Raw genomic sequence first — 21,842 nt, 5'->3', positions numbered from 1 at the left:
CGCGCTTGCGCGGCGATCAAGCAATCTGAGCAATGAAGGAAGTTCCATGAGCCGTAACGTCGTGGTGATTGGCACCCAGTGGGGTGACGAAGGCAAGGGCAAGATCGTTGATTGGCTGACTGACCACGCCGAGGGTGTGGTGCGTTTCCAGGGGGGGCACAACGCCGGCCATACTCTGGTTATCGGTGGCAAGAAAACTGTGCTGCGCCTGATTCCGTCGGGCATCCTGCATGCTGGCAAGGCCTGCTTTATCGGTAACGGCGTGGTGATCTCGCCCGAGGCCCTGCTCAAGGAAATCGACGAGCTCAAGGCTGCAGGCATCGATGTGGAAAGCCGTCTCAAGATTTCCGAGGCCTGTCCGCTGATCCTGCCTTACCACATTGCCCTGGACCAGGCGCGCGAAGCTGCCAAGGGTGACAAGAAGATCGGTACCACCGGCCGCGGTATTGGCCCGGCCTATGAAGACAAGGTGGCGCGCCGCGCCATCCGCGTCCAGGACCTGTTCTTCCCGGATCGTCTGGCGGCCAAGCTGGGTGAAAACCTGGCCTACTACAACTTCCTGCTCAAGGAATACTTCAAGACCGAGACGGTAGACTTCCAGAAAACCCTGGAAGATACCCTGCGCCTGGCAGAGCGCATCAAGCCCATGGTCAGCGATGTCTCGCGTACCCTGCACGACCTGAACAAGGCCGGCAAGCCGCTGTTGTTTGAAGGTGCGCAAGGCACCCTGCTGGATATCGATCACGGCACCTACCCCTACGTCACCTCCAGCAACTGTGTTGCCGGTGCTGCCGCGCCGGGTGCTGGCGTGGCGCCGCAGATGCTGCAGTACGTACTGGGTATCGTGAAGGCCTATACCACCCGAGTCGGTTCCGGTCCGTTCCCGACCGAACTGTTCGATGATGTAGGTGCAGGCCTCGCCAAGCGCGGTAACGAGTTCGGCTCCGTCACCGGTCGTCCGCGTCGCTGCGGCTGGTTCGATGCTGCTGCGCTCAAGCGCTCCATCCAGATCAACGGTGTGACCGGCCTGTGCGTGACCAAGATGGACGTTATGGACGGCATCGACGTGATCAAACTCTGTACCGGCTACCGCATCAACGGCGAGGTGGTCGACATTCTGCCCGTTGGCGCCGAAGAGCTGTCTGGCTGCGCGCCGATCTACGAGGAGCTGCCCGGCTGGAGCGAGTCCACCGTGGGCGTGAAGCGCTACGAGGATCTGCCGGTCAATGCTCGCGATTACCTCAAGCGCATCTCGGAAGTGACCGGTGCGCCGATCGATATCATCTCGACCGGTCCGGATCGCGAAGAAACCATCGTGCTGCGGCACCCGTTCCAGCACTGAGCCTAGTCAGCGCCCGGCCTTGGTCGGGCGTTTTCATTTGAGAAAGCTGCATGACCGTACTGTCCGTCAACATCAACAAGATCGCCGTCCTGCGTAATTCGCGCGGCGGCGACATGCCCAGCGTCACCCAGGCAGCACAGACCTGCCTGGCGGCCGGCGCTGGCGGTATCACCGTCCACCCGCGTCCTGATCTGCGCCATATCCGCCCTGACGATGTTCGTGCCCTGGCGGGTCTGCTGCGGGGTGGGGCGGCTGAGTTCAATATCGAGGGCAACCCCTTTGCGCCGGCGCGTGGGGCCTACCCGGGCATGTTGGCGCTATGTGCCGAGACGCGCCCTGCGCAGGCCACCCTGGTGCCTGATGGAGATGGTCAGATCACCTCTGACCACGGCTTTGACCTGCAGCGTGACGGAGCGCGTCTCAAGCCGCTGATTGCCGAGTTCAAGGCATTGGGCTGCCGCGTCAGCTTGTTCATGGATGCAGATTCGCCGGATATCGAGCTGGCGGCCGAGGTGGGGGCGGACAGGATAGAGCTCTATACCGGTCCCTATGCCGAGGCCTTTGAGGCGGGTGACTACGGTCTGGTGCTGGAGCAGTGCGCCAGGGCGGCTGAGCGTGCCGCGAAGGTGGGGCTGGGGGTCAATGCTGGGCATGACCTCAACCAGGCCAATCTGGGCGTGTTCCTGCGCCATGTACCGCAGGTGGCCGAGGTTTCCATAGGCCATGCGCTGATCGGGGAGGCGGTCTATGACGGCCTGGCGCCGACGGTGCGCAACTACCTGGCCGTGATTGCGGCTGCGCGGGCCTGACTTTGTCCCCATCGGTATTTTGGTTCGAGTGGAGGGGGAGGCAACTTTCCTACGCGGATCCGGGCGCAGAAAACAATAAAGCCGATGCATATGCATCGGCTTTATCGAGGATTGGTGCCCAAGAGAAGACTCGAACTTCCACGGTGTTGCCACCGCTAGGACCTGAACCTAGTGCGTCTACCAATTCCGCCACCTGGGCTTCGAACTTCACTGCCTTGCGTGCAGTGCATCGAGAGGACGGCATTCTAGACTTTCCGGAATTCCTGTCAAGACCATCGACGAAAAAAGCTGAAAAATCCTTACTGCAGGCCGTTTCCAGCTCGATACTGCGGGGTGGCTGGTCGGGTAGGGCGATGGGTAAGATGCTAAGTACGCGCGCAGAAAACAACAAAGCCGACGCATATGCATCGGCTTTGTCGAGGATTGGTGCCCAAGAGAAGACTCGAACTTCCACGGTGTTGCCACCGCTAGGACCTGAACCTAGTGCGTCTACCAATTCCGCCACCTGGGCTTCGAGCTACACTGCGCAGTGCGCTGTGCGTCGAGAGGGGCGCATTATGGAGGAACAGATTTTTCTGTCAATCCTGTCTGCGCAAAAAAAGTCACAAAATCCGGAAGTCCTTGATTTTCCAGCGCCCGTTAAGCGGCGTTTTTGCTGCTTACCTGTACAAAACGTAGCACTGCGTGTTGTCTGCGGGCTTGCGAAGAAGGCAGGAGCGGCGCTAGAAAACAATAAAGCCGATGCATATGCATCGGCTTTATCGAAGATTGGTGCCCAAGAGAAGACTCGAACTTCCACGGTGTTGCCACCGCTAGGACCTGAACCTAGTGCGTCTACCAATTCCGCCACCTGGGCTTCGAGCTAGGCTGCAGCTGCAACCGCGCGTCGAGAGAGATGCGCATTTTAGAGAGACAAATCTCCGTGTCAATGATGAAAACGAAAAAAAACCAGACGATGGACAAGCTGCCCCGCGCTGCACAGAAGCTGCGGGAGGCAGATCCTTTTTACCAACAAGAGCTTACGAAGTATGAGCATCCGCTGCCAAGTCGCAGCTATATGCTCAAGATTCTGACCGACCATGGGGCGCCGATGTTTCCTGACGAGTTGGCCGCCCTGTTTGCAATTCGCCCCCATGAGGCGGATTTCTTCAGCCGGCGTATCAATGCCATGGCCCGGGAAGGCGAGGTGATCATCAATCGCAAGGGCGCAATCTGCATTCCCGACAAGCTCGACCTGATCAAGGCGCGTGTACAGGGACATGCGGACGGCTTCGGCTTTGCGGTGCCGGATGATGGCTCGCCGGATCTGTTTCTCGGCCCCAAAGAGATGCACAAGGTACTGCATCGGGACCGGGTCATGGTGCGGCAGATCGGCGTGGACCGGCGCGGCCGCCGCGAAGGCAAGATTGTCGAGGTGCTCGAGCATGTCAACAACCGGCTGGTCGGTCGCCTATTCGCCGAGCGGGGTGTGCGTTTTGTGCGGGCGGAGGAGCGCCGCATCACCCAGGAGATCCTGATCAGCCCGGAAGGTGGTCTACCGGCTGAGCCCGGCCAGGTCGTATCGGTCGAGCTGGTTACCCAGCCCAGCAACTACAGTCAGCCCATAGGCCGCATTATCGAGGTGCTGGGCAACTATGCCGACCCGGGCATGGAAATCGAAATCGCGCTGCGCAAGCATGATCTGCCGCACGAGTTCTCGCATGCGGCCGAGACACAGGCGGCGAAGACGCCGCAGAAGGTGCGCAAGCAGGACTGGAAGACGCCAGAAGGGCTCAAGCGCGTGGATCTGCGCGATATGCCGCTGGTGACTATCGATGGCGAAACCGCACGCGATTTTGACGACGCCGTCTACGCCGAGAAAGACGGCAAAGGCTGGCGCTTGGTCGTGGCGATTGCCGACGTCAGCCACTATGTGCGGCCGGGCGATGCGCTTGATCAGACTGGCTATGAGCGTGGCAATTCGGTCTACTTCCCGCGCCGGGTCATCCCTATGCTGCCAGAGGCCCTATCCAATGGCATCTGCTCGCTCAATCCGGATGTGGAGCGCTGCTGCATGGTGTGCGACATCAAGGTCGGCCCCGGCGGCAAGCTCAAGAAATACCAGTTCTATCCGGCGGTGATGCTCTCCAAGGCACGCCTCACCTATACCGAGGCCTGGGAGATACTGCAAAACCCCAAGGGCAAGGCCGCCAAGGCACGCAACAAGGGGCTGGTCGGGCATCTGCAAGACCTCTATGCCTTGTTCCAGGTGCTGCTCAAGGCGCGCGGCGAGCGTGGGGCGATCGACTTCGAGACCACTGAGACCCAGATGGTGTTCAATGAGGCCGGCAAGATCGAGCGCATTGTTCCGGTCAGTCGCAACGATGCCCATCGCTTGATTGAAGAATGTATGCTGGCGGCCAATGTCTGCGCCGCCGATTATCTGGGCCGCAACAAGCACACCTCGTTGTATCGTATTCACGAGGGGCCGACCGAGCGCAAGCTAGAGAACCTGCGGCGCTTCCTGAACGAGCATGGGCTGACCCTCGAAGGTGGTGACGAGCCGCATGCCAAGGACTACGCCAAGGTCATGGAACAGATCAAGGGTCGGCCGGATGTTGGCCTGTTACAGACCATGCTGCTACGTTCGATGCAGCAGGCGGTCTATAGCCCGGAGCAGGCAGGCCACTTCGGGCTGGCCTACGAGGCCTATACCCACTTCACCTCGCCGATTCGGCGCTATCCCGACCTTCTGGTACATCGCTCGATCAAGGCCGTGTTGAAGGGTGAGAAGTACAAGCCAGGCAAGTGGGAGGAGATCGGTGCCCATTGTTCCCAGACCGAACGGCGTGCCGATGAGGCGACCCGCGACGTGGAGAACTGGCTCAAGTGCTACTTCATGCGTGATCGTATCGGCGAAGTCTTCGAGGGCAGCATCTCCGCGGTCACGAGCTTTGGCTTGTTTGTCTCGCTGGACCAGCTCTTCGTGGAGGGGCTGGTACACATCTCCGAGTTGGGCACCGATTACTTCAAGTATGACGAGGCTAGCCACTCCTTGCGTGGCGAGCACTCTGGCAAGGTTTACGGCCTGACGGACCGCCTGACCATCAAGGTGGCCCGTGTGGATCTTGAGACCAGCAAGATCGATTTTGTGCTGCTGGCACAAGGTAAGTCCGACGCCAAGCCGGCGCGTAGCAAGGCAAAGGTCGCAACATCGGCGCCGCAAACGCCTCCTCCCTCGGTGGTGACGCCAGTCCGGCCGGGGCGGGGCTCGCAAGCGACAGAACAGCCCAGGGGACAACCCAAGACACAAGCCAAGGCCAAAGGCCAGAACGCTCCTAAGGCTGCTGCCATTACCGCGCCTGCAGTTACCAAACCGGTCGCCAAGCGCCCGGCAAAGCAAGGGGTTGCGGCCCCTGCAGCGCCAAGCGCGCCAGCCGTTGTTCAGCCCACAGGAAGCGTCGTACCCAAACGTCCGAGGGGCAAGCGCAGTACAGCTGTTCCTGCCGCCATCTTGACGTCGCCTGCACCAGCCAAGGCAACCCAGGCTGCCAAGCCTGTGGCTGAAGCTTCCAGGTTGTCCCAGGTAGCGGCCCTCGCGGAGGCCGCAGTGGCACCTGCGCCCAAACCTGGTAAGCGCAAGACGCAGGTACCGGCCTTGTTCCTGCCCAAGGTCGGTGCGCCGGCCGAGCAGCCCGCTGCGAAAGCGGTTGCTGAACCAGCTGTACCTACAGCGACGCCCAAATCTGCTCAACCCGAGGCAGCGGTGCCAGCTACCGCCAAGCGTAGCCGCCGTAAACCGAGCCAGGCCAAGCAGACGGCCGTAACAGGCAAGCCGGCTGGTAAGGCAAACAAGCCTGTGGAGGGCTAGGAGGCAAGTGTGCGGCAATTGGCCTGGACCGATCTTGAGCACTACGACTGGTTGAGCGTGCCCGTCTGGGCCTGTGAGGTAGCAACTGGGCGGGTGCGCTGGGCTAATGCCGCTGCAATTTCTGCGTGGGGCGCCGAGCCGGGGGAGCTGTCGGATCTGGTCGTCGGCGAGGGGCTACGCTTGGCGCAGGAGGACTTATTGAGCCTCTGGCAAGAGGCTGGGCAGGGCGAAGGGCTGACCATCGCTGGCCAGTTGTGCCAAGGCTTGGCAGATCGGGATCTGCGCTTACAGGTGGCGCAACTGGTATTGCCAGATGGCCAGGCAGGGCTGTGCCTGCAGGCCCAGCTTCAGGCCCCGGCGACGATCGACCCATTGGCGCTGCGTGGTGTCGAGGCTGTGCTGCACTTTTCCCTGGCGGTGGTGATGTTCGATCTGCAGGGGCGGGTGCTGATGCAAAATCCATTTGCCTTGCGCGCCTTTCCTATCCTTGGCCAGCTGGAAAGTGGCGGCTTTGCCGATCTGCTCGATAACAAGGCAGAGGCCGAACAGGTCTGGCGAAATGCCATAGAGTTCGGTGCTGACCAGGGAGAGCGGCAATTCAGTGCCCGACCCAAGCCGCGCTGGTATGCCTACAGTCTGCATAGGGTGCTCGATCCAGTCACCGGCGAGAAGGCCATGCTGTTGACCGCCCAGGATGTGACCGAACGGGTTCAGTCGGAGCAGAAGTTTCGCGTGCTGTTCGAACAGGCGGCCAATCCCTTGCTGCTGTTCGATCCGGCCATCGCCCGAGTGGTTGACTGTAACCGGGCGGCTGCCTTGGCGCTGCGTTTGGCCAGCCGTCGCCAGTTGATCGACACCGACCCGGCCCGCTTCTACCCGGAGCGGCAGCCTGATGGCAGCGACTCCCGCCAGCAGGCCGCTGCCTTGCTGGAGGAGGCCGGTCGGCGAGGTTGGCAACGTTTCGAGTGGCTTTTCCTGCGTACCGACGGCAGCGAGCTGCTGGTCGAGATCACGCTTTCGCCAGTTAGCGTGGGAGACCGCAAGCTCTTGTTGATGGCCTGGTATGACCTGTCGTTCCGCCGGCTGATTGAGCGGCAGCTGCGCGATGCCAAAGATGAAGCAGAGGCCGCCAGCCGGGCCAAGAGCCAATTCCTGGCCAATATGAGCCATGAGATACGTACGCCGCTCAATGTCATCACGGGTATGACCGGCCTGTTGCTGGATGGCGAGATGCCGCCACAGCAGCGGCAGCGCCTGGAATTGGTGCATTTCTCCGCGGCGGGCCTTGTGGAGCTGGTCGACGATATCCTGGACTTCTCCCGCATCGAAGCGGGGCGCCTGACCATTTTGCCGACGGTGTGCGATCTGCATGCGCTGTTGCACCGTACCACCGAGCTGTTGCGCTATAGCGCCGAGCAAACGGGTTTGCAGCTGGCGCTGCAATTGGCACCGGCGGTGCCAAGATATGTGGAGGCTGACGAGGGGCGCCTGCGGCAGGTGCTGCTCAATCTGGCGGGCAATGCCATCAAGTTCACCGCGCGAGGCAGTGTGAGCTTGCAGGTCGACTGGCTGGAGGAGGGCGGCACCGCTCCCAGATTGAACGTCGTGGTTGCCGACACCGGCATCGGCATTGAGGCGGACAAGCTGGATATGATCTTCGAGCCCTTTGCTCAGGGAGATGACAGTACCAGCCGGCGTCACGGTGGATCGGGCTTGGGCTTGACCATTACGCGCCGCATTGTCGAAGCCATGCAGGGGTATATCGGTGTTCTTAGTCAGCCAGGCGTGGGTAGCCGCTTCTGCTTCGAAATCCCGCTGCGACCGAGCGCGCCACCGCAAGAGACGGCAACGCAGGGGCACCATCCGGTCCGCCCGCTACGTATCTTGCTGGCAGAGGATAACCCGATGAACCAGACACTTGCCCTGGCTCTGCTGGAGCAGGATGGGCATCAGGTGACCCTGGCGAACAACGGCAAGGAGGCGCTGGCTTATGTAGAGCGGGAAGGCTACGACCTCGTGCTGATGGATATGCAGATGCCGGAAATGGATGGGCTGAGCGCCACGTTGGCAATCCGAGCCCTGGGCGAGCGAGGGCGCCTACCCATCGTTGCCATGACGGCCAATGTGCTACCTGAAGATAAGGCACGCTGCCTTGCCGCCGGCATGGACGACTTTCTCAGCAAGCCAATCAAGGTCGAGCGCTTGCGGCAGCTCCTGTACGGTGTTGCGGAATACTCGCCGGTCATGGCGGGGACGGCATCGGATGCAATGTTGTTCGATGCCGGCCAAGCGCTACTGATCTGTGGCGGCAATGCCGGTTTGCTGGCAACACTGCTCGACCAGTATCTGGAGGAGTGGCCTGGGCGGCAGGCTGCATTGCAGGCGGTCTGGGCAAGCGGCGATATGGCTGGCCTGGCTGAGCTGGCCCATCTCTTCAAGGGTAGTTTGGGGGCTCTAGGGGCGATGCCCGGCGTCATGCAGGCCCAGGCGATAGAGCAGGCTGCCCGAGCCGGGGCGCTGGACGCTGCGACATACGATGATTTTCTCGCACTGCTGGCGCAATGTGCCGAGCAATTCGGCAGCTATCGCGCCGCCAATCCGGGTTCAGCCCATGCCACGCAGTAGGGCGTCGAGCTTGGTGCGGTATTCGTTGCTGACGTTGGTCAGCTTCATCCCGGTCCGGAATTCACCCATGGAGCCAACCAGCGAGGAGTAGATCGGCTTGCCCTCGACTTCCACGTAAGACACGCTGATATGCATGGCATCCGGAATTTGCAGGATGATGCGATAGGTGATGTGTGGGAACAGTTGCTCTTTGCAGAACAACGAGATCCCTTTCTGCGCGACCTCAGTCGCACTGCTCTGGATGATGCGGTCGGGCTGGTTCAGCGGAATCACCGCCGCTTTCCAGCGAACCAGCCGGCGGCCAGAGGTGCGTTGGTCGAACATGCCAGGATCCTGTCTCGGTTTGTATGGTCTGTTCCGATTCTATGCGATGGCACCCGCGCTTCATAGCCGGCTTGCATAGCCATGCTATGCTCAGCGGGCCGTATTCATGGAGAGCACTATGTATTTTGTTGATCGTTCGATCGCCGTGATCAAGCCCAAGAAGCCTTTTCTCGATTGGCTCAATGGCTTGCCCGACAATGAGGTCACGCTGAGCCTGGACGATATCCGTAGCGATTGCACCGTGCTGATGATCCCGGAAGTGAATGAACAGGAAGACGGGGTTGCCTATATCGACGATATGGCCGACAGGGTGTTCGAGATGGAATTGGCCTCTTGGGCCCAGGATAGCAAGCTCTGGCCGAAATCCCGCAACCTCAAGACCTTTTGGGAATGGTTCGAGGTGGAGATCCACACCGTGCTCATGGACAGTGTTGATCAGGACATCCATAACAGCCCGACCGCGGACCACGGCCTGCATTGATTCACGAAGGGTTCAGCACCGAGCCGCGAGACTGGCGTCGTCGTAACCGAGAGAGGAAACCATGAAGCAAATCGCCCGCTTGACCCTGCTGGCAGCCCTGGCCGGCTCCGCCCTGGCCACCGAGCTGCCCCAGCCCCAGTACAACGTTGTTAGCCTGCAGGCCGAGGCACGTCGCGAAGTCCAGAACGACCTCGCGCTGGCTACGCTCTATGTGGAATTCAGCGATGCCAATGCCGCCGTCCTGTCGGACAAGCTCAATCGCAGTGCTGCCGATGCGCTGAAGGTTGCCAAGGGTTATCCGACGGTCAAGAGCGCCACGGGCAATAACAGCGTCTACCCGGTCTACAACAACAAGAACAAGGCCGATGGTTGGCGGGGTAGGGCGGAGATCCGCCTCGAGTCTGCCGACTTCAAGGCACTGGCCGAGCTGGTGGGCAAGCTGCAGAACACCCTGCAACTCGACGGCGTGAGCTTCGGTGTGTCTGCCGCAGCACGTGAAAAGGTTGAGACCGAGCTGATCGACGAGGCGGTCAAGGCCTTCCGGAGTCGCGCCGACGTGGTCAAGAAGAGTATTGGCGGCAAGAGCTACAAGCTGGTCAATATCAGCGTCAATACCAGCGGCAACTATCCGCAGCCTGTACCGCGCCAGCGCCTGTTCGCGGCCAAGGCCATGATGGCGGACGCGGCACCGCCGCCCATGGAAGGTGGCGACAGCCAAGTGGTGGTCGGTGTCGCCGGCAGCATCCAGATCGAGTAGTTGTGATCAATGAACAGGGCAGCCAAGCTGCCCTGTTTGCCATTCATCACCATGAAATCCGTTCCGCCCCTGCAACTGCAGCTACGCCCTTCCAGAATGGCCAGCGTGGCTACCCTGGCTTTGTACCTGATGGCGCTGCCTATGCCTTGGCTCGCCAACTTGTCAGCCTGGTTGGCTGCTTGCCTTAGCGGTGCCATATTGCTGGCCCTGCTTCTGGCCGCCCGTCATTGGCGACAAAGCCAAGGCAGCAGGCTCAAGCTGCTTGCCGATGGCAACTGGCTGCTGGAAGAGGGCGGGCTGGCAACCGAATATGCGTTGGGGGAAGGTGTCTATTGCACCCTGGGCCTGGTCGTACTGCCGTTGCGGGCAGAGGATGGCCGCAAGCGACGTTTGCTGCTATGGCCCGACAGCACGGCACCCGATGCATTGCGCAGGCTGCGTGTTTGGTTGCGGTGGGGCCTGGAGCGGCCGACAAGCAGACAGGCCGCTCCCTGACGGGGTCTACTGCCCAAAGGCAGGGGGCAGTATGGTCGGTGCTGCTGCCGGAAGTGTCTCCGGGTAGTCGCGACTGAAGTGCAGGCCCCGGCTTTCCTTGCGTTGCTGGGCCGAGCGGACGATCAAGTCAGCGGTATCGACCAGATTGCGCAGCTCGATCAGGTCATTGCTGACCTTGAAATTGCGGTAGAACTCGTCGATCTCACGTCGCAGCAGGGCAATCCGGTTTGCGGCCCGTTCCAGGCGCTTATCTGTACGGACTATGCCGACATAGTCCCACATAAAGCGCCGCAGTTCGTCCCAGTTATGGGCAATCACAACTTCTTCATCCGCATCCACGACCCGGCTCTCGTCCCAGGCGGGTACTTCGAGACGCTTTGCCGGCGCAGCCGAGAGAATGTCCTGGGCCGAGCTGCGGCCCAGGACCAGGGCCTCTAGCAGCGAGTTGCTGGCAAGGCGGTTGGCGCCATGCAGGCCGGTACAGGCAGTCTCGCCGATCGCGTACAGATTGGGTACGTCGGTTCGGCCTGCCAGGTCGGTGACCAACCCACCGCAGGTGTAGTGGGCCGCCGGTACCACCGGGATGGGTTGGCGGGTGATGTCTATCCCCAGCTCCAGGCAGCGTTGGTAGATCGTGGGAAAGTGTTCTCGGACAAATTCCGCCGGCTGGTGGCTGATATCCAAATAGACACAGTCGAGGCCGTACTTCTTCATCTCGAAGTCGATGGCACGTGCGGTGATGTCGCGCGGGGCTAGCTCCTCCCGCGAGTCGTGCTCCGGCATGAAGCGATGACCATCCGGCAGCTTGAGCTGGCCGCCTTCTCCTCGGACTGCCTCTGAGATCAGGAAGCTCATGGCGTGCGGATGATAGAGGCAGGTCGGATGGAACTGGATGAACTCCATGTTTGCCACCCGGCAGCCTGCGCGCCAGCCCATGGCTATGCCGTCGCCGGTCGCAGTGTCGGGATTGGTGGTGTAGAGGTATACCTTGCCGGCACCACCCGTGGCCAGCACGGTATGGTCGGCCAGCAGGGTCTTCACCTGGTCGGTCGCCTTGTCGAGCACATAAGCCCCCAGGCAGCCCAGCTCGGGTTGGCCCAACTTGCGGCCGACGATCAGGTCGATGCCGATATGGTCTTCCAGAATGGTGATATTGGGGTGGGCCTTGACCCTGGCGGCCAGGGTGGCAATGACCGCCGCACCGGTGGCATCGGCTGCATGGATGATGCGGCGATGGGAGTGGCCGCCTTCGCGGGTCAGGTGAAAGCCGGTTTCGTGGGCGGCATCCGGCGTGAAAGGGACGCCGAGCTCAATCAACCATTCGATGGCTTCTCGCGCATGGTCGAGGATAAAGCGGGTGGCGGTCTCATCACACAAGCCGGCGCCGGCGATCTGCGTATCGGCGACGTGCTCGGCGATACTGTCGGTTTGGTCCAGCACGGCGGCAATGCCACCTTGCGCCCACTGGCTGGCGCCATCGGTCAATTGCCGCTTGGTGACGATGGCCACCTGGCGTTGATCAGCCAATTGCAGGGCTTGGGTCATGCCGGCGAGGCCGCTGCCCAGTATCAAAACGTCGAAATGTTGCATTGCGGAAGGTTCTGAAGGCGTGTGCCGCCACTATACCAAAGCACTCGCCACAACTTGCGGCGCAAAATTGTTGGAACTTATTGCCGGCAGGGGGTGTCACTGCTGTGTGCCCGCAAGGGAGGGATAGCGGAAAGGCCCCATTCAAGATGGAAACCATTACACTTCAGCCCGCAAACCTGCTTGATGCCTGGGGGATCGAGCCCAAGACGAAGCGCAAGACTGCGCGTACGCTTGAAAATGCCGAGACGCAGTCGCATGTTTCCCCGGTTGAGACGGCAAAGCCGAAGGCAGCAGCCGTCAGCGAGGGGAAAACAGCAACTATGTCGAGTGAGCGGGATATCGACCAGGAATTGGTACTGCGCGTGCAGCGCGGCGACAAGAAGGCTTTTGAGCTGCTTGTCACCAAGTACCATCGCAAGATCGGCCGGCTCCTGAGCCGTATGATCCGCGACCAGGCCGAGATTGAGGACGTGACGCAGGAGGCCTTTATCAAGGCTTATCGCGCGCTGCCTGCTTTCCGTGGGGAAAGCGCGTTCTATACCTGGCTGTATCGTATTGCCATCAATACGGCCAAGAATTACCTTGCTTCGCTTGGTCGCCGCCCGGTGCTGTCGACAGAGTACGAGGACGAAGACGGCGACACGCTGGATACGGCTTCCCAGCTGCCGGACATGAATACACCGGAGACCGAGCTGATGAACCGTCAGATCGTGACCACGGTGAATCAGGCCGTCGAAGCCTTGCCCGAGGAGTTGCGTACCGCAATTACCTTGCGCGAAATGGAAGGCTTGTCGTATGAAGACATTGCCGCAGTAATGAATTGTCCGATCGGAACGGTGCGTTCGCGTATCTTCCGCGCACGGGAGGCGATCGCCACCCGTTTGCGTCCCATGATCGAATCAGCTGGCAAAGACCGGCGTTGGTAAAAAGGACTCCAGGGTAGACAGGTGCAGAAAATGCAGGAAAAACTATCGGCCTTGATGGACGGCGAGTGGGACGACCACGAACTGGAGCAACTGATCGCCTCTATGGATCAGGATGATTTCAGTGACGCGTGGCGTGATTACCACATGATCGGCGATGCCATGAATCAGCGGGACGTACTGTCCGGCGATTTCCTGGCCAATTTCTCGGCACGGCTCGACGCGGAACCGGCCATTCTGGCACCCAATGCCTTGCGACGACGTGGCTTTGTGCCCGGTCGGCGCTGGGTGGCGTTGTCTATGGCTGCCTCGGTGGCGCTGGTCAGTGCAACTGCCTGGTACGTGGTGGGTGGCATGCCGGGTGGCAATGCGCCTGCAGCCACGCAGCTGGTCACGGCGCCCAGTCTGCCGGTTGCGGCCAATCAGGCGGCTCAGCCCGTTGCCGACGAGCTCAATCCCTATCTGGTGGCTCACCAGACCATGCTGGGCAACCCCGGCTTCAGTCATCGGGCGGTTATCCTGACCGGTGCTGAGGCTGAGCGCGCTGCTGCTGGCCGTTGATCATATTCTGAGTCCTCCACTCATCTTGCGATCCGCGAAGCCTGCTATGTCACTGCGCCTGGGTCTGTGCGGCCTGCTCCTTGCCGTCTCGGCGCAGGCGGCCGATCTCCTTACCACTCCCGAGTCCGCCAATCTGCTACGTAAGATGGGTGCGGCGGCTCGTGTGCTCAATTACAGCGGGGTCTATCTGTACCAGCATACCGATATGCTGGAGACCTTTCGCCTTGTCCATGCCTTTGACGCCGGCGGCGAGCAGGAGCGTCGTGAGTCGCTAGACGGCGTGCCGCGCGAGTTCGTGCGTCTCAATGACCAGATCACCGGCTATATGCCTGATGCGAAGCCCATGGTGCTCGATCGGCGGGCGGCCAATAAATTCTTCCCTGGCATCATCCCCGACCAGATCATCGACGTCCTGGCCAACTACAATTTCAAACGGCTCAATACCGAGCGGGTGGCAGGCTATGACTGCCAATCCATACTGCTGGAGCCCAAGGACAAGTTGCGCCACCCGCACAAACTCTGTGTTGAGCCCAATTCCGGCCTGATGCTCAAGAGCACCATGTACAGCCCAGAAGGGGGTGGTGCGCTGGAACAGTTCTCGTTCACCCAGTTGGAGATTGGTGGTCCGATCGACAAGCGGGCCCTGAAGTCGGTGCTTGCCAGTCGTGCATTGCCGGCGGACCCGCCTGGCCGAGCGTCGAACAGCGCGCCGATGCCGGCGACGGACTTGGCTCAGTTCGATACCAGCAACCTGCCCAATGGTTTCCGACTGGTGAAGGAGGCGCGTAGCGCCATGCCTGGAAAGCGGCAACTGGTGCAGCATTTCCTCTACAGCGATGGCATGGTCACGGTGTCGATCTTTATCGAGCCGGCTGGCAATGGCCCCGTCACCTTGCCGCTGGCACAGGGCTCGTCCAATATCAGCTTCTTTTCCAGACAAGTTGATGGTTGGCGCATCACGGCCCTGGGTGAGGTGCCCTTGCGCACGGTGCAGTTGTTCGCCCAATCATTCTCGCCCCGCTAAGCCTGATGGCCCGCCATGGCGTGTCGCTCTGTGCTGCCGCCTGTCCGGGAACTAGGCGCCACGCAATTCATCCAAGGTTGGGTATTGGGATTTGGCGACTTCACCCCTATTTTCCCAACGGTTCATATTCCAGACTGTCTACGACAAAAGGATCGTTCGTATGAAACACAGCTTGTTGACCGCTTTGTTGATTGCTGGTGGCCTGGCTGCCTGCACCGAGGCAGCCAATGTAGAGGCGGCGGCAAAAACCGTTGCCGTCGCGCCTGCCGTAGCGGCTACCGCTGCGCCGCTGGTGGCGGGGCTGCCGGATTTCAGCGCCCTGGTTGAGCGCGAGGGCCGTGCCGTGGTGAATATCAGCACCACCCAGACCATACGCGCTAACCGGAATCAACCTGATCTGGGTGATGAGGACCCGTTTGAATTCTTCCGTCGCTTTGGTTTGCCGGTGCCGCGAGGCCAGCAGCCTAACCAGCCGCGCGAAGAGAAGGCACAGTCGCTGGGCTCGGGCTTTATCATCGACGCCGATGGTTTTGTGTTGACCAATGCCCATGTGGTGGCTGATGCCGACGAGATCACCGTCAAGCTGATCGACAAGCGCGAGTTCAAGGCCAAGGTGATCGGCTCCGATGCCCGTACCGACGTGGCCCTGCTGAAGATCGAGGCCAAGGGGCTGCCTACCGTCGACCTGGGTTCCAGCGAGAGGCTCAAGGTCGGCGAGTGGGTAGTAGCCATCGGCTCGCCTTTCGGGCTCGACAATAGCGTGACTGCCGGTATTGTCAGTGCCAAGGGCCGCAACCTGCCGGACGAGAACTTTGTGCCCTTTATCCAGACCGATGCGGCGGTCAATCCCGGCAACTCGGGCGGTCCGCTGTTCAATGTCCGCGGCGAAGTGGTAGGTATCAACTCTCAGATATTCAGCCGTTCCGGCGGCTATATGGGCCTGTCCTTCGCGATCCCGATCGACACCGCCATCCAGATCTCCGAGCAGCTCAAGAGCAAGGGCAAGGTGATTCGCGGCCGCATTGGTGTCGGCATCCAGGGCTTGAGCGATGATCTGGCGCGCGACTTTGGTCTCAAGACCAAGAAGGGTGCCCTGGTGAGCAATGTCGAGGCCGATGCACCGGCTGCCAAGGCAGGGTTCAAGGCAGGCGACGTGATCTTGAAGTTCAATGGTGCGGAAGTTGCCGAGTCGTCCGATCTGCCGCGCATTGTTGGTGCGACCAAGCCGGGCAGCACCGTGCCGGTCGAGATCTGGCGCGACAAGGCGGTGAAGACGCTCAATGTGACCGTGGCGGAGCTGGAGCAGCCTGCCGACGGTCGTTCTGCACAGCGCGAGCGCAAGAACGAGCAGAAGAGCGAGACTGGCGTCAACAAATCTGGCCTGACTGTGCGTGAGCTCGATGCCCGTGCGCTCAAGCAACTCGGTCTCAAGTTCGGCTTGCAGGTGACCCAGGCCCAAGGGGCGGCGGCCAATGCCGGCATCCAGCAGGGTGACGTGATCGTCGGAATCGGCGGCGAGGATCTGAAGTCCTTTGCTCACCTCGATGAGGCGCTCTCCAAGGCCAGGGCCGGCAGCTCGGTACCGCTGCGCGTTCGTCGTGGCGAGGCCTCGCTGTTCATCAGCCTGAAGTTGCCGGAAAAGGGTGCCAAGGCGGATGAGTGAGCAGGTTCTGCTGACGCTCTACGGGCGCGAATATTGCAGCCTTTGCCAGCAGATGCGGGAAGAACTGCGTCTGCTGGCGCCGGATCTTAATCTGGACGTGATCTGGCTGGACATCGACGACGACGATGTGATCGAGCGCAAGTACAACGAAATGGTGCCGGTGCTGACGGGGGATGGCGATGAAATCATCTGCTTCTACCACCTGAATCGGCGCGCGCTGGATGCTTATCTGGCCCGAATCCGGTAAAATATGACGTTAATCCCTGTGGGACGCGCCATTGCCGGGCTGGTCTGGTCGGTTGGCAGCAACGTGGGCACGCAGCAACGTGCCCATTTTTCATGTCGTTTTCAGTAGTCTGCCCCGAAGTCTATGAATCACATCCGCAATTTCTCGATCATCGCCCACATCGACCATGGCAAGTCCACGCTGGCTGATCGCTTCATCCAATACTGCGGCGGCCTTGAGCTGCGCGAGATGAGCGAGCAGGTCCTCGACTCCATGGACATCGAGAAGGAGCGAGGAATCACCATCAAGGCGCAGACTGCTGCCTTGCACTACAAGGCGCGTGATGGGCAGGTCTACAACCTCAACCTGATCGACACCCCGGGGCATGTGGACTTCAGCTACGAAGTAAGCCGTAGCCTCGCCGCCTGCGAGGGCGCGCTGTTGGTGGTGGATGCCTCCCAGGGCGTCGAAGCCCAAACGGTGGCCAACTGTTACACCGCGATCGAACAGGGCGTTGAAGTCGTGGCCGTGCTCAACAAGATTGACCTGCCGGCCGCTGAGCCCGAGCGTGTGATCGAGGAGATCGAGGACATCGTCGGCATCGAAGCGACCGACGCGGTCCGTGCTTCTGCCAAGAATGGCATCGGTATCGAAGACATTCTGGAGGCCGTGGTTGCCAAGATCCCTGCGCCGGGTGGCAATGCAGACGGTCCGCTCAAGGCCCTGATCATCGATTCCTGGTTCGACAATTATGTCGGCGTGGTGATGCTGGTGCGCGTGGTGGATGGTGAGGTTCGTCCCAAGGACAAGCTCCTGTTCATGTCGACCAAGGCCCAGCATCTGTGTGAGCAGGTTGGCGTGTTCACGCCCAAGTCGGTGCAGCGCGACGTGTTGCGCGCCGGTGAGGTGGGCTTTGTGATCGCCGGCATCAAGGAATTGGCCAGTGCCAAGGTGGGCGATACCATCACCCTGGTAAAGCCGGCTGCCGAGGAGCCGCTGCCGGGCTTCAAGGAAGTGAAATCGCAGGTGTTCGCCGGCCTCTACCCGGTTGAGAGCCATGACTACGATGCCCTGCGGGACAGCCTCGAGAAGCTGAAGCTGAACGATGCCTCGCTGCACTTCGAGCCGGAAGTCTCGCAGGCACTGGGGTTCGGCTTCCGCTGTGGTTTCCTGGGTCTCTTGCACCTTGAGATTGTGCAGGAGCGCCTTGAGCGCGAATTCGACATGGACCTGATCACTACGGCGCCGACCGTGGTGTACCAGCTGCTCATGAAGGACGGGGAGGTGATCGAGATCGAGAACCCTTCGCGCCTGCCCGAACTCTCCAAGATTGAAGAGATTCGCGAGCCCATCATCACCGCCACCATTCTGGTGCCGCAGGACTATGTCGGTACCGTGATGACACTGTGCAACCAGAAGCGTGGGGTGCAGAAGAACATGCAGTATATGGGCCGGCAGGTCATGTTGACCTACGAGTTGCCCATGGCCGAAGTGGTGATGGACTTCTTCGATCGGCTGAAGTCGGTATCGCGTGGTTATGCCTCGCTGGATTACGACTTCAAGGAATTCAAGGCTGACGACCTGGTGAAGCTCGACGTGCTGGTAAACGGCGAGCGCGTGGACGCCCTGAGCCTGATCGTGCACCGTGCCAACAGCATCTATCGTGGCCGGGAGTTGGTCAGCAAGATGCGCGAACTCATTCCGCGTCAGATGTTCGATATTGCCATCCAGGCTGCCATCGGCGCACACATCATTGCGCGCGAGACGGTCAAGGCCATGCGCAAGGACGTGCTGGCCAAGTGCTACGGCGGTGATATCTCGCGTAAGCGCAAACTGCTTGAGAAGCAGAAGGCCGGTAAGAAGCGCATGAAGCAGGTCGGCAACGTCGAGATTCCGCAGGAAGCCTTCCTCGCCATCCTGCAGGTGAGCGACAAGTGATATCGTCGCGGCGGCATGTTGCCGGCGCGATGTCGCAATTCATGGCCGGCCGGGTGCCGGCTTCTCTCAACCAATATCAAGAACAGCCAAGAAAGCCCGCATGAACTGGACCTTGCTTGCCTTCGCCGCCCTGGCCGTCGGCCCCTTCCTGATCTGGCGCAATAGTCGCACTGCCCAACCGGTCTACGACGCCGAGCAGATGAGCGAAGGCGCGCTGTGGGGTTACTTTCTGCTGCTGGTCGGCGCCTGGGGTGTGTTGTCGGTGTACGCCAACCCGAGCGATCTGTTCTTTGTGGTGATGATGGTTGCGGCAGTGCTGGCCTTGATTGCCCGCCTGCGTGGTTACAAGGCCAAAGGTAACGAGCGCCCGCTGCCGAGCTGGGCAGCATTTGGTTTTTCCAACGCCCTGGTACTGGCGCTGATCGGCCTCGGCAAGACCTTCGTGATCGAGCCGATGCAGATTCCGTCCAGCTCCATGCGCCCTGGGCTCGTAGTCGGTGACTTCATCCTGATCAACAAGTCGGCCTACGGCGTACGCATTCCCTTCCTGAACCAGCCCATCATCCCTACTGGCAAGCCGGAGCGTGGCGATGTGGTCGTGTTCCGTTACCCGCTCGACACCAAGACCAACTACATCAAGCGCGTTATTGGCTTGCCGGGTGACAAGGTCGAATATCGGAACAAACAACTGACGGTGAATGGCCAGCATATCGACAGTATTCCGGTCGGTGACTACCGTTATTTTGAAGCGCAAGGCAATGAAATTGCGGCTGTTGTAATGAAGGAAACCTTCGGCGACAAGACGCACCAGACCCTCAATGAGATGGGCAAGCCGACGCTGAATCCAGCAGGTGTGATTCCCTTCCGCTATCTGGAAAACTGCCAGTACGATGAAACGGGCTTTGCCTGCGCAGTACCGCAAGGCCAATACCTGATGCTGGGCGACAACCGCGACAACAGCAACGATGGCCGCTACTGGGGCTTCGTGCCGGATGACCACCTGACCGGTCGCGCCTTCATGATCTGGATGAGCTGGCCGGGTTGGGGCCATTGGCCGGAATTCGGCCGTATTGGCACGCATATTCAATAAGACGCCACCATGCCGCCTGCCCCAGCAAGAGATTTGGCCGGCGGTCCTTGGACTGGAGGGGCTTGCAAAGCCCTTCCGCCTGCCTAGAATGGCGCGAGCCGACGCTGCTCGTGGCGACAACGCAAATCATTGGGGAAGAAGATGCAAAAACAACGCGGACTCAGCATGATCAATATGCTGGCTTGGGCCATCATCCTAGGCATGGGATTGATCCTTGGCCTTAAACTTGTACCGGTATATACCGAGTACTTCGGCTTGAAGAAGGTGCTCAATACCCTTGCTCGTGAACAAGGTGGGGCGCCGGTCTCCGACATTCGGGAATCGTTCGACAAACGTGCCAATATCGAGAACATTCACTCCGTGAGGAGCTCAGATCTCGATATCGTCCAAGACCAGGCCGGTACAAACATTTCCGTCAGTTACCAAGCTGTAGTACCGCTGGTTGCTAACGCCAGCCTCGTCTTCGACTTCCAGGCGGAAGCGCGCAACCGCGGCAGCAAGTAAGTGGCACTGGATCCTGCACGTCTGGAGGCGGCGCTGGCCTACCGCTTCCGGAACCCCAGCCTGCTCCGCCAAGCATTGACGCATCGCAGCTACGGGATTCCCCATAACGAGCGCCTGGAGTTTCTTGGCGACAGCATACTCAATGCATCGGTTGCAAGACTCTTGTTCGACGCCTTCCCTGAGCGCAGTGAAGGGGAGCTGTCGCGCTTGCGGGCCAGCTTGGTCAAAAAGGAAACGCTGGCAGAACTCGCCCAGAGCCTGCAGTTGAGCGATCACCTGTTCCTGGGGGAGGGCGAGGCACGCAGCGGCGGCTATCAGCGCCCCTCCATCCTTGCTGACACGCTCGAGGCCATCTTTGCTGCGGTGTGCCTGGATGCCGATTTCGTCGCTGCCAGCCGCACCGTGGAACGCCTGATCGCGCCCAAGATTGCGGCGCTGGACCCGGAAACCCATGGCAAGGACAGCAAGACCAAGTTGCAGGAGTGGCTGCAAGCTCGCCGGCTGGGTCTGCCGCAGTATCGTATATTGAGTCAGCAGGGCGAGGCGCACGACCAGCATTTCGTCGTGGAATGCCGGGTCGCCGAGCTTGATCTGGCAACCCAAGGTGCCGGTGCTAGCCGCCGGGCGGCAGAGCAGGATGCTGCGACCCGCGCGCTGGCTGAACTCCCCACTACCAAGAAGGCGAACAAGCCATGACCGACGCAGTTTTCCGTACCGGCTTTATCGCCATCGTGGGGCGCCCCAATGTGGGCAAGTCCACCCTGCTGAACCGTTTGATCGGGCAGAAGATCAGCATTGTGTCGCGCAAGGCACAGACCACGCGGCACCGTATCACCGGCATTCGCACCGATGCCGACGCGCAGTTCATTTTTGTCGATACCCCGGGCTTTCAGACCAAGTACAAGAGCGCCTTGAATGAGGCGATGAACCGCGGCGTGACGACGACCTTGTCCGATGTGGATGTGGTCCTGTTCGTCATTGAGGCCAGCAAGTTTGATGATCGCGACGTACAGGTCATGAAGCTGTTGCCCAAAAACCGTCCGGTCATTCTGGTGCTGAACAAGGCTGACCTGCTCAAGGACAAGAACCAGCTGCTGCCATTTATTCAGCGCATGGCGGCCCAGTTCCCCTTCCACGCCATTGTGCCGGTATCGGCCAAGAAGGTCATGAAGGTCGATGTGCTGGTCGACGCGGTGAAGCCTTTGCTGCCTGAAGGCGAGCCCATGTACGAGGAAGATCAGGTCACGGACCGTAGCGAACGCTTCCTTGCTTCGGAGTTGATCCGCGAGAAGATTTTCCGCCTGGTGGGCGATGAGCTGCCTTATTCCACCACCGTGGAGATTGAAAAGTACGAGGAAGAAGGCAATCTTCGCCGTATTTTCGCTGCCATCCTGGTGGACCGGGAGGCGCAGAAGGCGATCATCATTGGTGACGGTGGTGAAAAGCTGAAGGAAATCTCCACCCAGGCCCGCACCGATATGGAAAAGATGTTCGACTGCCGGGTCTATCTCGAAGTCTTCGTCAAGGTCAAGAGTGGCTGGGCTGACGATACCCGACTGGTCCGCCAGTTCGGCTACGAATGAGGCCAGGCACCCCACGCTGCCCGGCAGGGCGGCGCTTGGTAGGCCAGGAATAGTGGT

General features: G+C 60.4%; 19 protein-coding genes and 3 tRNA genes. 17 read left to right on the top strand and 5 right to left on the bottom strand.

Going from position 1 to position 21,842, the window contains the following annotated elements; all coding sequences use genetic code 11:
• Positions 1–46 precede the first annotated feature (46 nt).
• Positions 47–1,342, top strand: coding sequence for an adenylosuccinate synthase (locus tag VIM95_RS12995; RefSeq protein ID WP_331986286.1), 1,296 nt, complete (start codon positions 47–49; stop codon positions 1,340–1,342).
• Between the two features lie 50 nt (positions 1,343–1,392).
• Positions 1,393–2,151, top strand: coding sequence for a pyridoxine 5'-phosphate synthase (locus tag VIM95_RS12990; protein ID WP_331986284.1), 759 nt, complete (start codon positions 1,393–1,395; stop codon positions 2,149–2,151).
• A gap of 112 nt (positions 2,152–2,263) precedes the next feature.
• Here the strand turns inward: VIM95_RS12990 and VIM95_RS12985 are convergent.
• The 3 genes from VIM95_RS12985 to VIM95_RS12975 all read right to left on the bottom strand — a co-directional run bounded on the left by VIM95_RS12985 (position 2,264) and on the right by VIM95_RS12975 (position 3,007).
• Positions 2,264–2,350, bottom strand: a tRNA-Leu gene (locus VIM95_RS12985).
• Between the two features lie 225 nt (positions 2,351–2,575).
• Positions 2,576–2,662: transfer RNA gene (locus tag VIM95_RS12980), tRNA-Leu, on the bottom strand.
• A gap of 258 nt (positions 2,663–2,920) precedes the next feature.
• Positions 2,921–3,007, bottom strand: a tRNA-Leu gene (locus VIM95_RS12975).
• 75 nt (positions 3,008–3,082) lie between these two features.
• Between VIM95_RS12975 and rnr the strand changes: the two genes are divergently transcribed.
• Both rnr and VIM95_RS12965 read left to right on the top strand, forming a co-directional pair.
• On the top strand, positions 3,083–6,001 hold the full coding sequence (rnr, locus tag VIM95_RS12970; protein ID WP_414648528.1) for a ribonuclease R: 2,919 nt from the start codon (positions 3,083–3,085) through the stop codon (positions 5,999–6,001).
• Between the two features lie 9 nt (positions 6,002–6,010).
• Entirely contained in the window at positions 6,011–8,626 is a 2,616-nt protein-coding gene (locus VIM95_RS12965; protein WP_331986282.1) for a hybrid sensor histidine kinase/response regulator, read from the top strand.
• On the opposite strand, the gene VIM95_RS12960 is transcribed toward VIM95_RS12965, so the two are convergent.
• Positions 8,606–8,950: a hypothetical protein gene (locus tag VIM95_RS12960; RefSeq protein ID WP_331986280.1), complete on the bottom strand. Its 345-nt coding sequence runs from the start codon at positions 8,948–8,950 to the stop codon at positions 8,606–8,608. The two genes, VIM95_RS12965 and VIM95_RS12960, sit on opposite strands and share 21 nt — an antisense overlap.
• A 118-nt stretch (positions 8,951–9,068) precedes the next feature.
• Here VIM95_RS12960 and VIM95_RS12955 point away from each other — a divergent pair, with 118 nt between their 5' ends.
• The 3 genes from VIM95_RS12955 (at position 9,069) to VIM95_RS12945 (ending at position 10,683) form a co-directional block, all read left to right on the top strand.
• Positions 9,069–9,431: a hypothetical protein gene (locus VIM95_RS12955; RefSeq protein ID WP_331986278.1), complete on the top strand. Its 363-nt coding sequence runs from the start codon at positions 9,069–9,071 to the stop codon at positions 9,429–9,431.
• A 61-nt stretch (positions 9,432–9,492) separates the two neighbouring features.
• Positions 9,493–10,188 (top strand): SIMPL domain-containing protein, encoded by a 696-nt coding sequence (locus VIM95_RS12950; protein WP_331986276.1) that lies wholly within the window; start codon positions 9,493–9,495, stop codon positions 10,186–10,188.
• Between the two features lie 51 nt (positions 10,189–10,239).
• Positions 10,240–10,683 carry a protein YgfX gene (locus VIM95_RS12945; protein ID WP_331986274.1) on the top strand — a complete coding sequence of 148 codons (444 nt, stop codon included), beginning with the start codon at positions 10,240–10,242 and terminating at the stop codon, positions 10,681–10,683.
• 6 nt (positions 10,684–10,689) lie between these two features.
• Here the strand turns inward: VIM95_RS12945 and nadB are convergent, their stop codons facing one another.
• Positions 10,690–12,273, bottom strand: coding sequence for an L-aspartate oxidase (gene nadB / locus VIM95_RS12940; RefSeq protein ID WP_331986272.1), 1,584 nt, complete (start codon positions 12,271–12,273; stop codon positions 10,690–10,692).
• Positions 12,274–12,593: 320 nt separating this feature from the next.
• On the opposite strand from nadB, the gene rpoE reads away from it, so the two are divergent.
• The 10 genes from rpoE (at position 12,594) to era (ending at position 21,785) form a co-directional block, all read left to right on the top strand.
• Positions 12,594–13,199 (top strand): RNA polymerase sigma factor RpoE, encoded by a 606-nt coding sequence (gene rpoE, locus VIM95_RS12935; RefSeq protein WP_331986313.1) that lies wholly within the window; start codon positions 12,594–12,596, stop codon positions 13,197–13,199.
• Between the two features lie 30 nt (positions 13,200–13,229).
• Positions 13,230–13,757 carry a sigma-E factor negative regulatory protein gene (locus VIM95_RS12930; protein ID WP_331986270.1) on the top strand — a complete coding sequence of 176 codons (528 nt, stop codon included), beginning with the start codon at positions 13,230–13,232 and terminating at the stop codon, positions 13,755–13,757.
• A gap of 46 nt (positions 13,758–13,803) precedes the next feature.
• Positions 13,804–14,781, top strand: coding sequence for a MucB/RseB C-terminal domain-containing protein (locus tag VIM95_RS12925; RefSeq protein WP_331986268.1), 978 nt, complete (start codon positions 13,804–13,806; stop codon positions 14,779–14,781).
• 160 nt (positions 14,782–14,941) lie between these two features.
• Positions 14,942–16,444, top strand: a complete 1,503-nt coding sequence (locus VIM95_RS12920; protein WP_331986266.1) for a DegQ family serine endoprotease — start codon at positions 14,942–14,944, stop codon at positions 16,442–16,444.
• Positions 16,437–16,691, top strand: a complete 255-nt coding sequence (locus tag VIM95_RS12915; protein ID WP_331986264.1) for a glutaredoxin family protein — start codon at positions 16,437–16,439, stop codon at positions 16,689–16,691. The genes VIM95_RS12920 and VIM95_RS12915 overlap by 8 nt, the downstream gene beginning before the upstream one ends.
• 123 nt (positions 16,692–16,814) lie before the next feature.
• Positions 16,815–18,608: a translation elongation factor 4 gene (lepA, locus tag VIM95_RS12910; RefSeq protein WP_331986263.1), complete on the top strand. Its 1,794-nt coding sequence runs from the start codon at positions 16,815–16,817 to the stop codon at positions 18,606–18,608.
• Positions 18,609–18,708: 100 nt separating this feature from the next.
• Positions 18,709–19,698 (top strand): signal peptidase I, encoded by a 990-nt coding sequence (lepB, locus tag VIM95_RS12905; protein WP_331986262.1) that lies wholly within the window; start codon positions 18,709–18,711, stop codon positions 19,696–19,698.
• A gap of 165 nt (positions 19,699–19,863) precedes the next feature.
• On the top strand, positions 19,864–20,202 hold the full coding sequence (locus VIM95_RS12900) for a DUF4845 domain-containing protein (protein ID WP_331986260.1): 339 nt from the start codon (positions 19,864–19,866) through the stop codon (positions 20,200–20,202).
• Positions 20,203–20,898, top strand: a complete 696-nt coding sequence (rnc, locus tag VIM95_RS12895) for a ribonuclease III (RefSeq protein ID WP_331986258.1) — start codon at positions 20,203–20,205, stop codon at positions 20,896–20,898. It abuts the gene before it with no gap.
• Positions 20,895–21,785: a GTPase Era gene (era, locus tag VIM95_RS12890; RefSeq protein WP_331986256.1), complete on the top strand. Its 891-nt coding sequence runs from the start codon at positions 20,895–20,897 to the stop codon at positions 21,783–21,785. Before rnc ends, era begins: the two co-directional genes overlap by 4 nt.
• Positions 21,786–21,842 lie beyond the last annotated feature (57 nt).

The organism is Chitinimonas sp., from assembly GCF_036568685.1.
Taxonomy (GTDB): Bacteria; Pseudomonadota; Gammaproteobacteria; order Burkholderiales; family Chitinimonadaceae; genus Chitinimonas.
The sequence above is the reverse complement of the archived record's forward strand: the minus strand, read 5'-3'. Positions and strand labels throughout refer to the sequence as shown.

Bases quoted from the DNA above. Each gene is read 5' to 3' on its own strand.
- VIM95_RS12995 (WP_331986286.1), top strand. From the start codon at position 47: ATGAGCCGTAACGTCGTGGTGATTGGCACCCAGTGGGGTGACGAAGGC.
- VIM95_RS12990 (WP_331986284.1), top strand. From the start codon at position 1,393: ATGACCGTACTGTCCGTCAACATCAACAAGATCGCCGTCCTGCGTAAT.
- rnr (WP_414648528.1), top strand. From the start codon at position 3,083: ATGAAAACGAAAAAAAACCAGACGATGGACAAGCTGCCCCGCGCTGCA.
- VIM95_RS12960 (WP_331986280.1), bottom strand. From the start codon at position 8,950: ATGTTCGACCAACGCACCTCTGGCCGCCGGCTGGTTCGCTGGAAAGCG.
- VIM95_RS12955 (WP_331986278.1), top strand. From the start codon at position 9,069: ATGTATTTTGTTGATCGTTCGATCGCCGTGATCAAGCCCAAGAAGCCT.
- VIM95_RS12950 (WP_331986276.1), top strand. From the start codon at position 9,493: ATGAAGCAAATCGCCCGCTTGACCCTGCTGGCAGCCCTGGCCGGCTCC.
- VIM95_RS12945 (WP_331986274.1), top strand. From the start codon at position 10,240: ATGAAATCCGTTCCGCCCCTGCAACTGCAGCTACGCCCTTCCAGAATG.
- nadB (WP_331986272.1), bottom strand. From the start codon at position 12,273: ATGCAACATTTCGACGTTTTGATACTGGGCAGCGGCCTCGCCGGCATG.
- rpoE (WP_331986313.1), top strand. From the start codon at position 12,594: ATGTCGAGTGAGCGGGATATCGACCAGGAATTGGTACTGCGCGTGCAG.
- VIM95_RS12930 (WP_331986270.1), top strand. From the start codon at position 13,230: ATGCAGGAAAAACTATCGGCCTTGATGGACGGCGAGTGGGACGACCAC.
- VIM95_RS12925 (WP_331986268.1), top strand. From the start codon at position 13,804: ATGTCACTGCGCCTGGGTCTGTGCGGCCTGCTCCTTGCCGTCTCGGCG.
- VIM95_RS12920 (WP_331986266.1), top strand. From the start codon at position 14,942: ATGAAACACAGCTTGTTGACCGCTTTGTTGATTGCTGGTGGCCTGGCT.
- VIM95_RS12915 (WP_331986264.1), top strand. From the start codon at position 16,437: ATGAGTGAGCAGGTTCTGCTGACGCTCTACGGGCGCGAATATTGCAGC.
- lepA (WP_331986263.1), top strand. From the start codon at position 16,815: ATGAATCACATCCGCAATTTCTCGATCATCGCCCACATCGACCATGGC.
- lepB (WP_331986262.1), top strand. From the start codon at position 18,709: ATGAACTGGACCTTGCTTGCCTTCGCCGCCCTGGCCGTCGGCCCCTTC.
- VIM95_RS12900 (WP_331986260.1), top strand. From the start codon at position 19,864: ATGATCAATATGCTGGCTTGGGCCATCATCCTAGGCATGGGATTGATC.
- era (WP_331986256.1), top strand. From the start codon at position 20,895: ATGACCGACGCAGTTTTCCGTACCGGCTTTATCGCCATCGTGGGGCGC.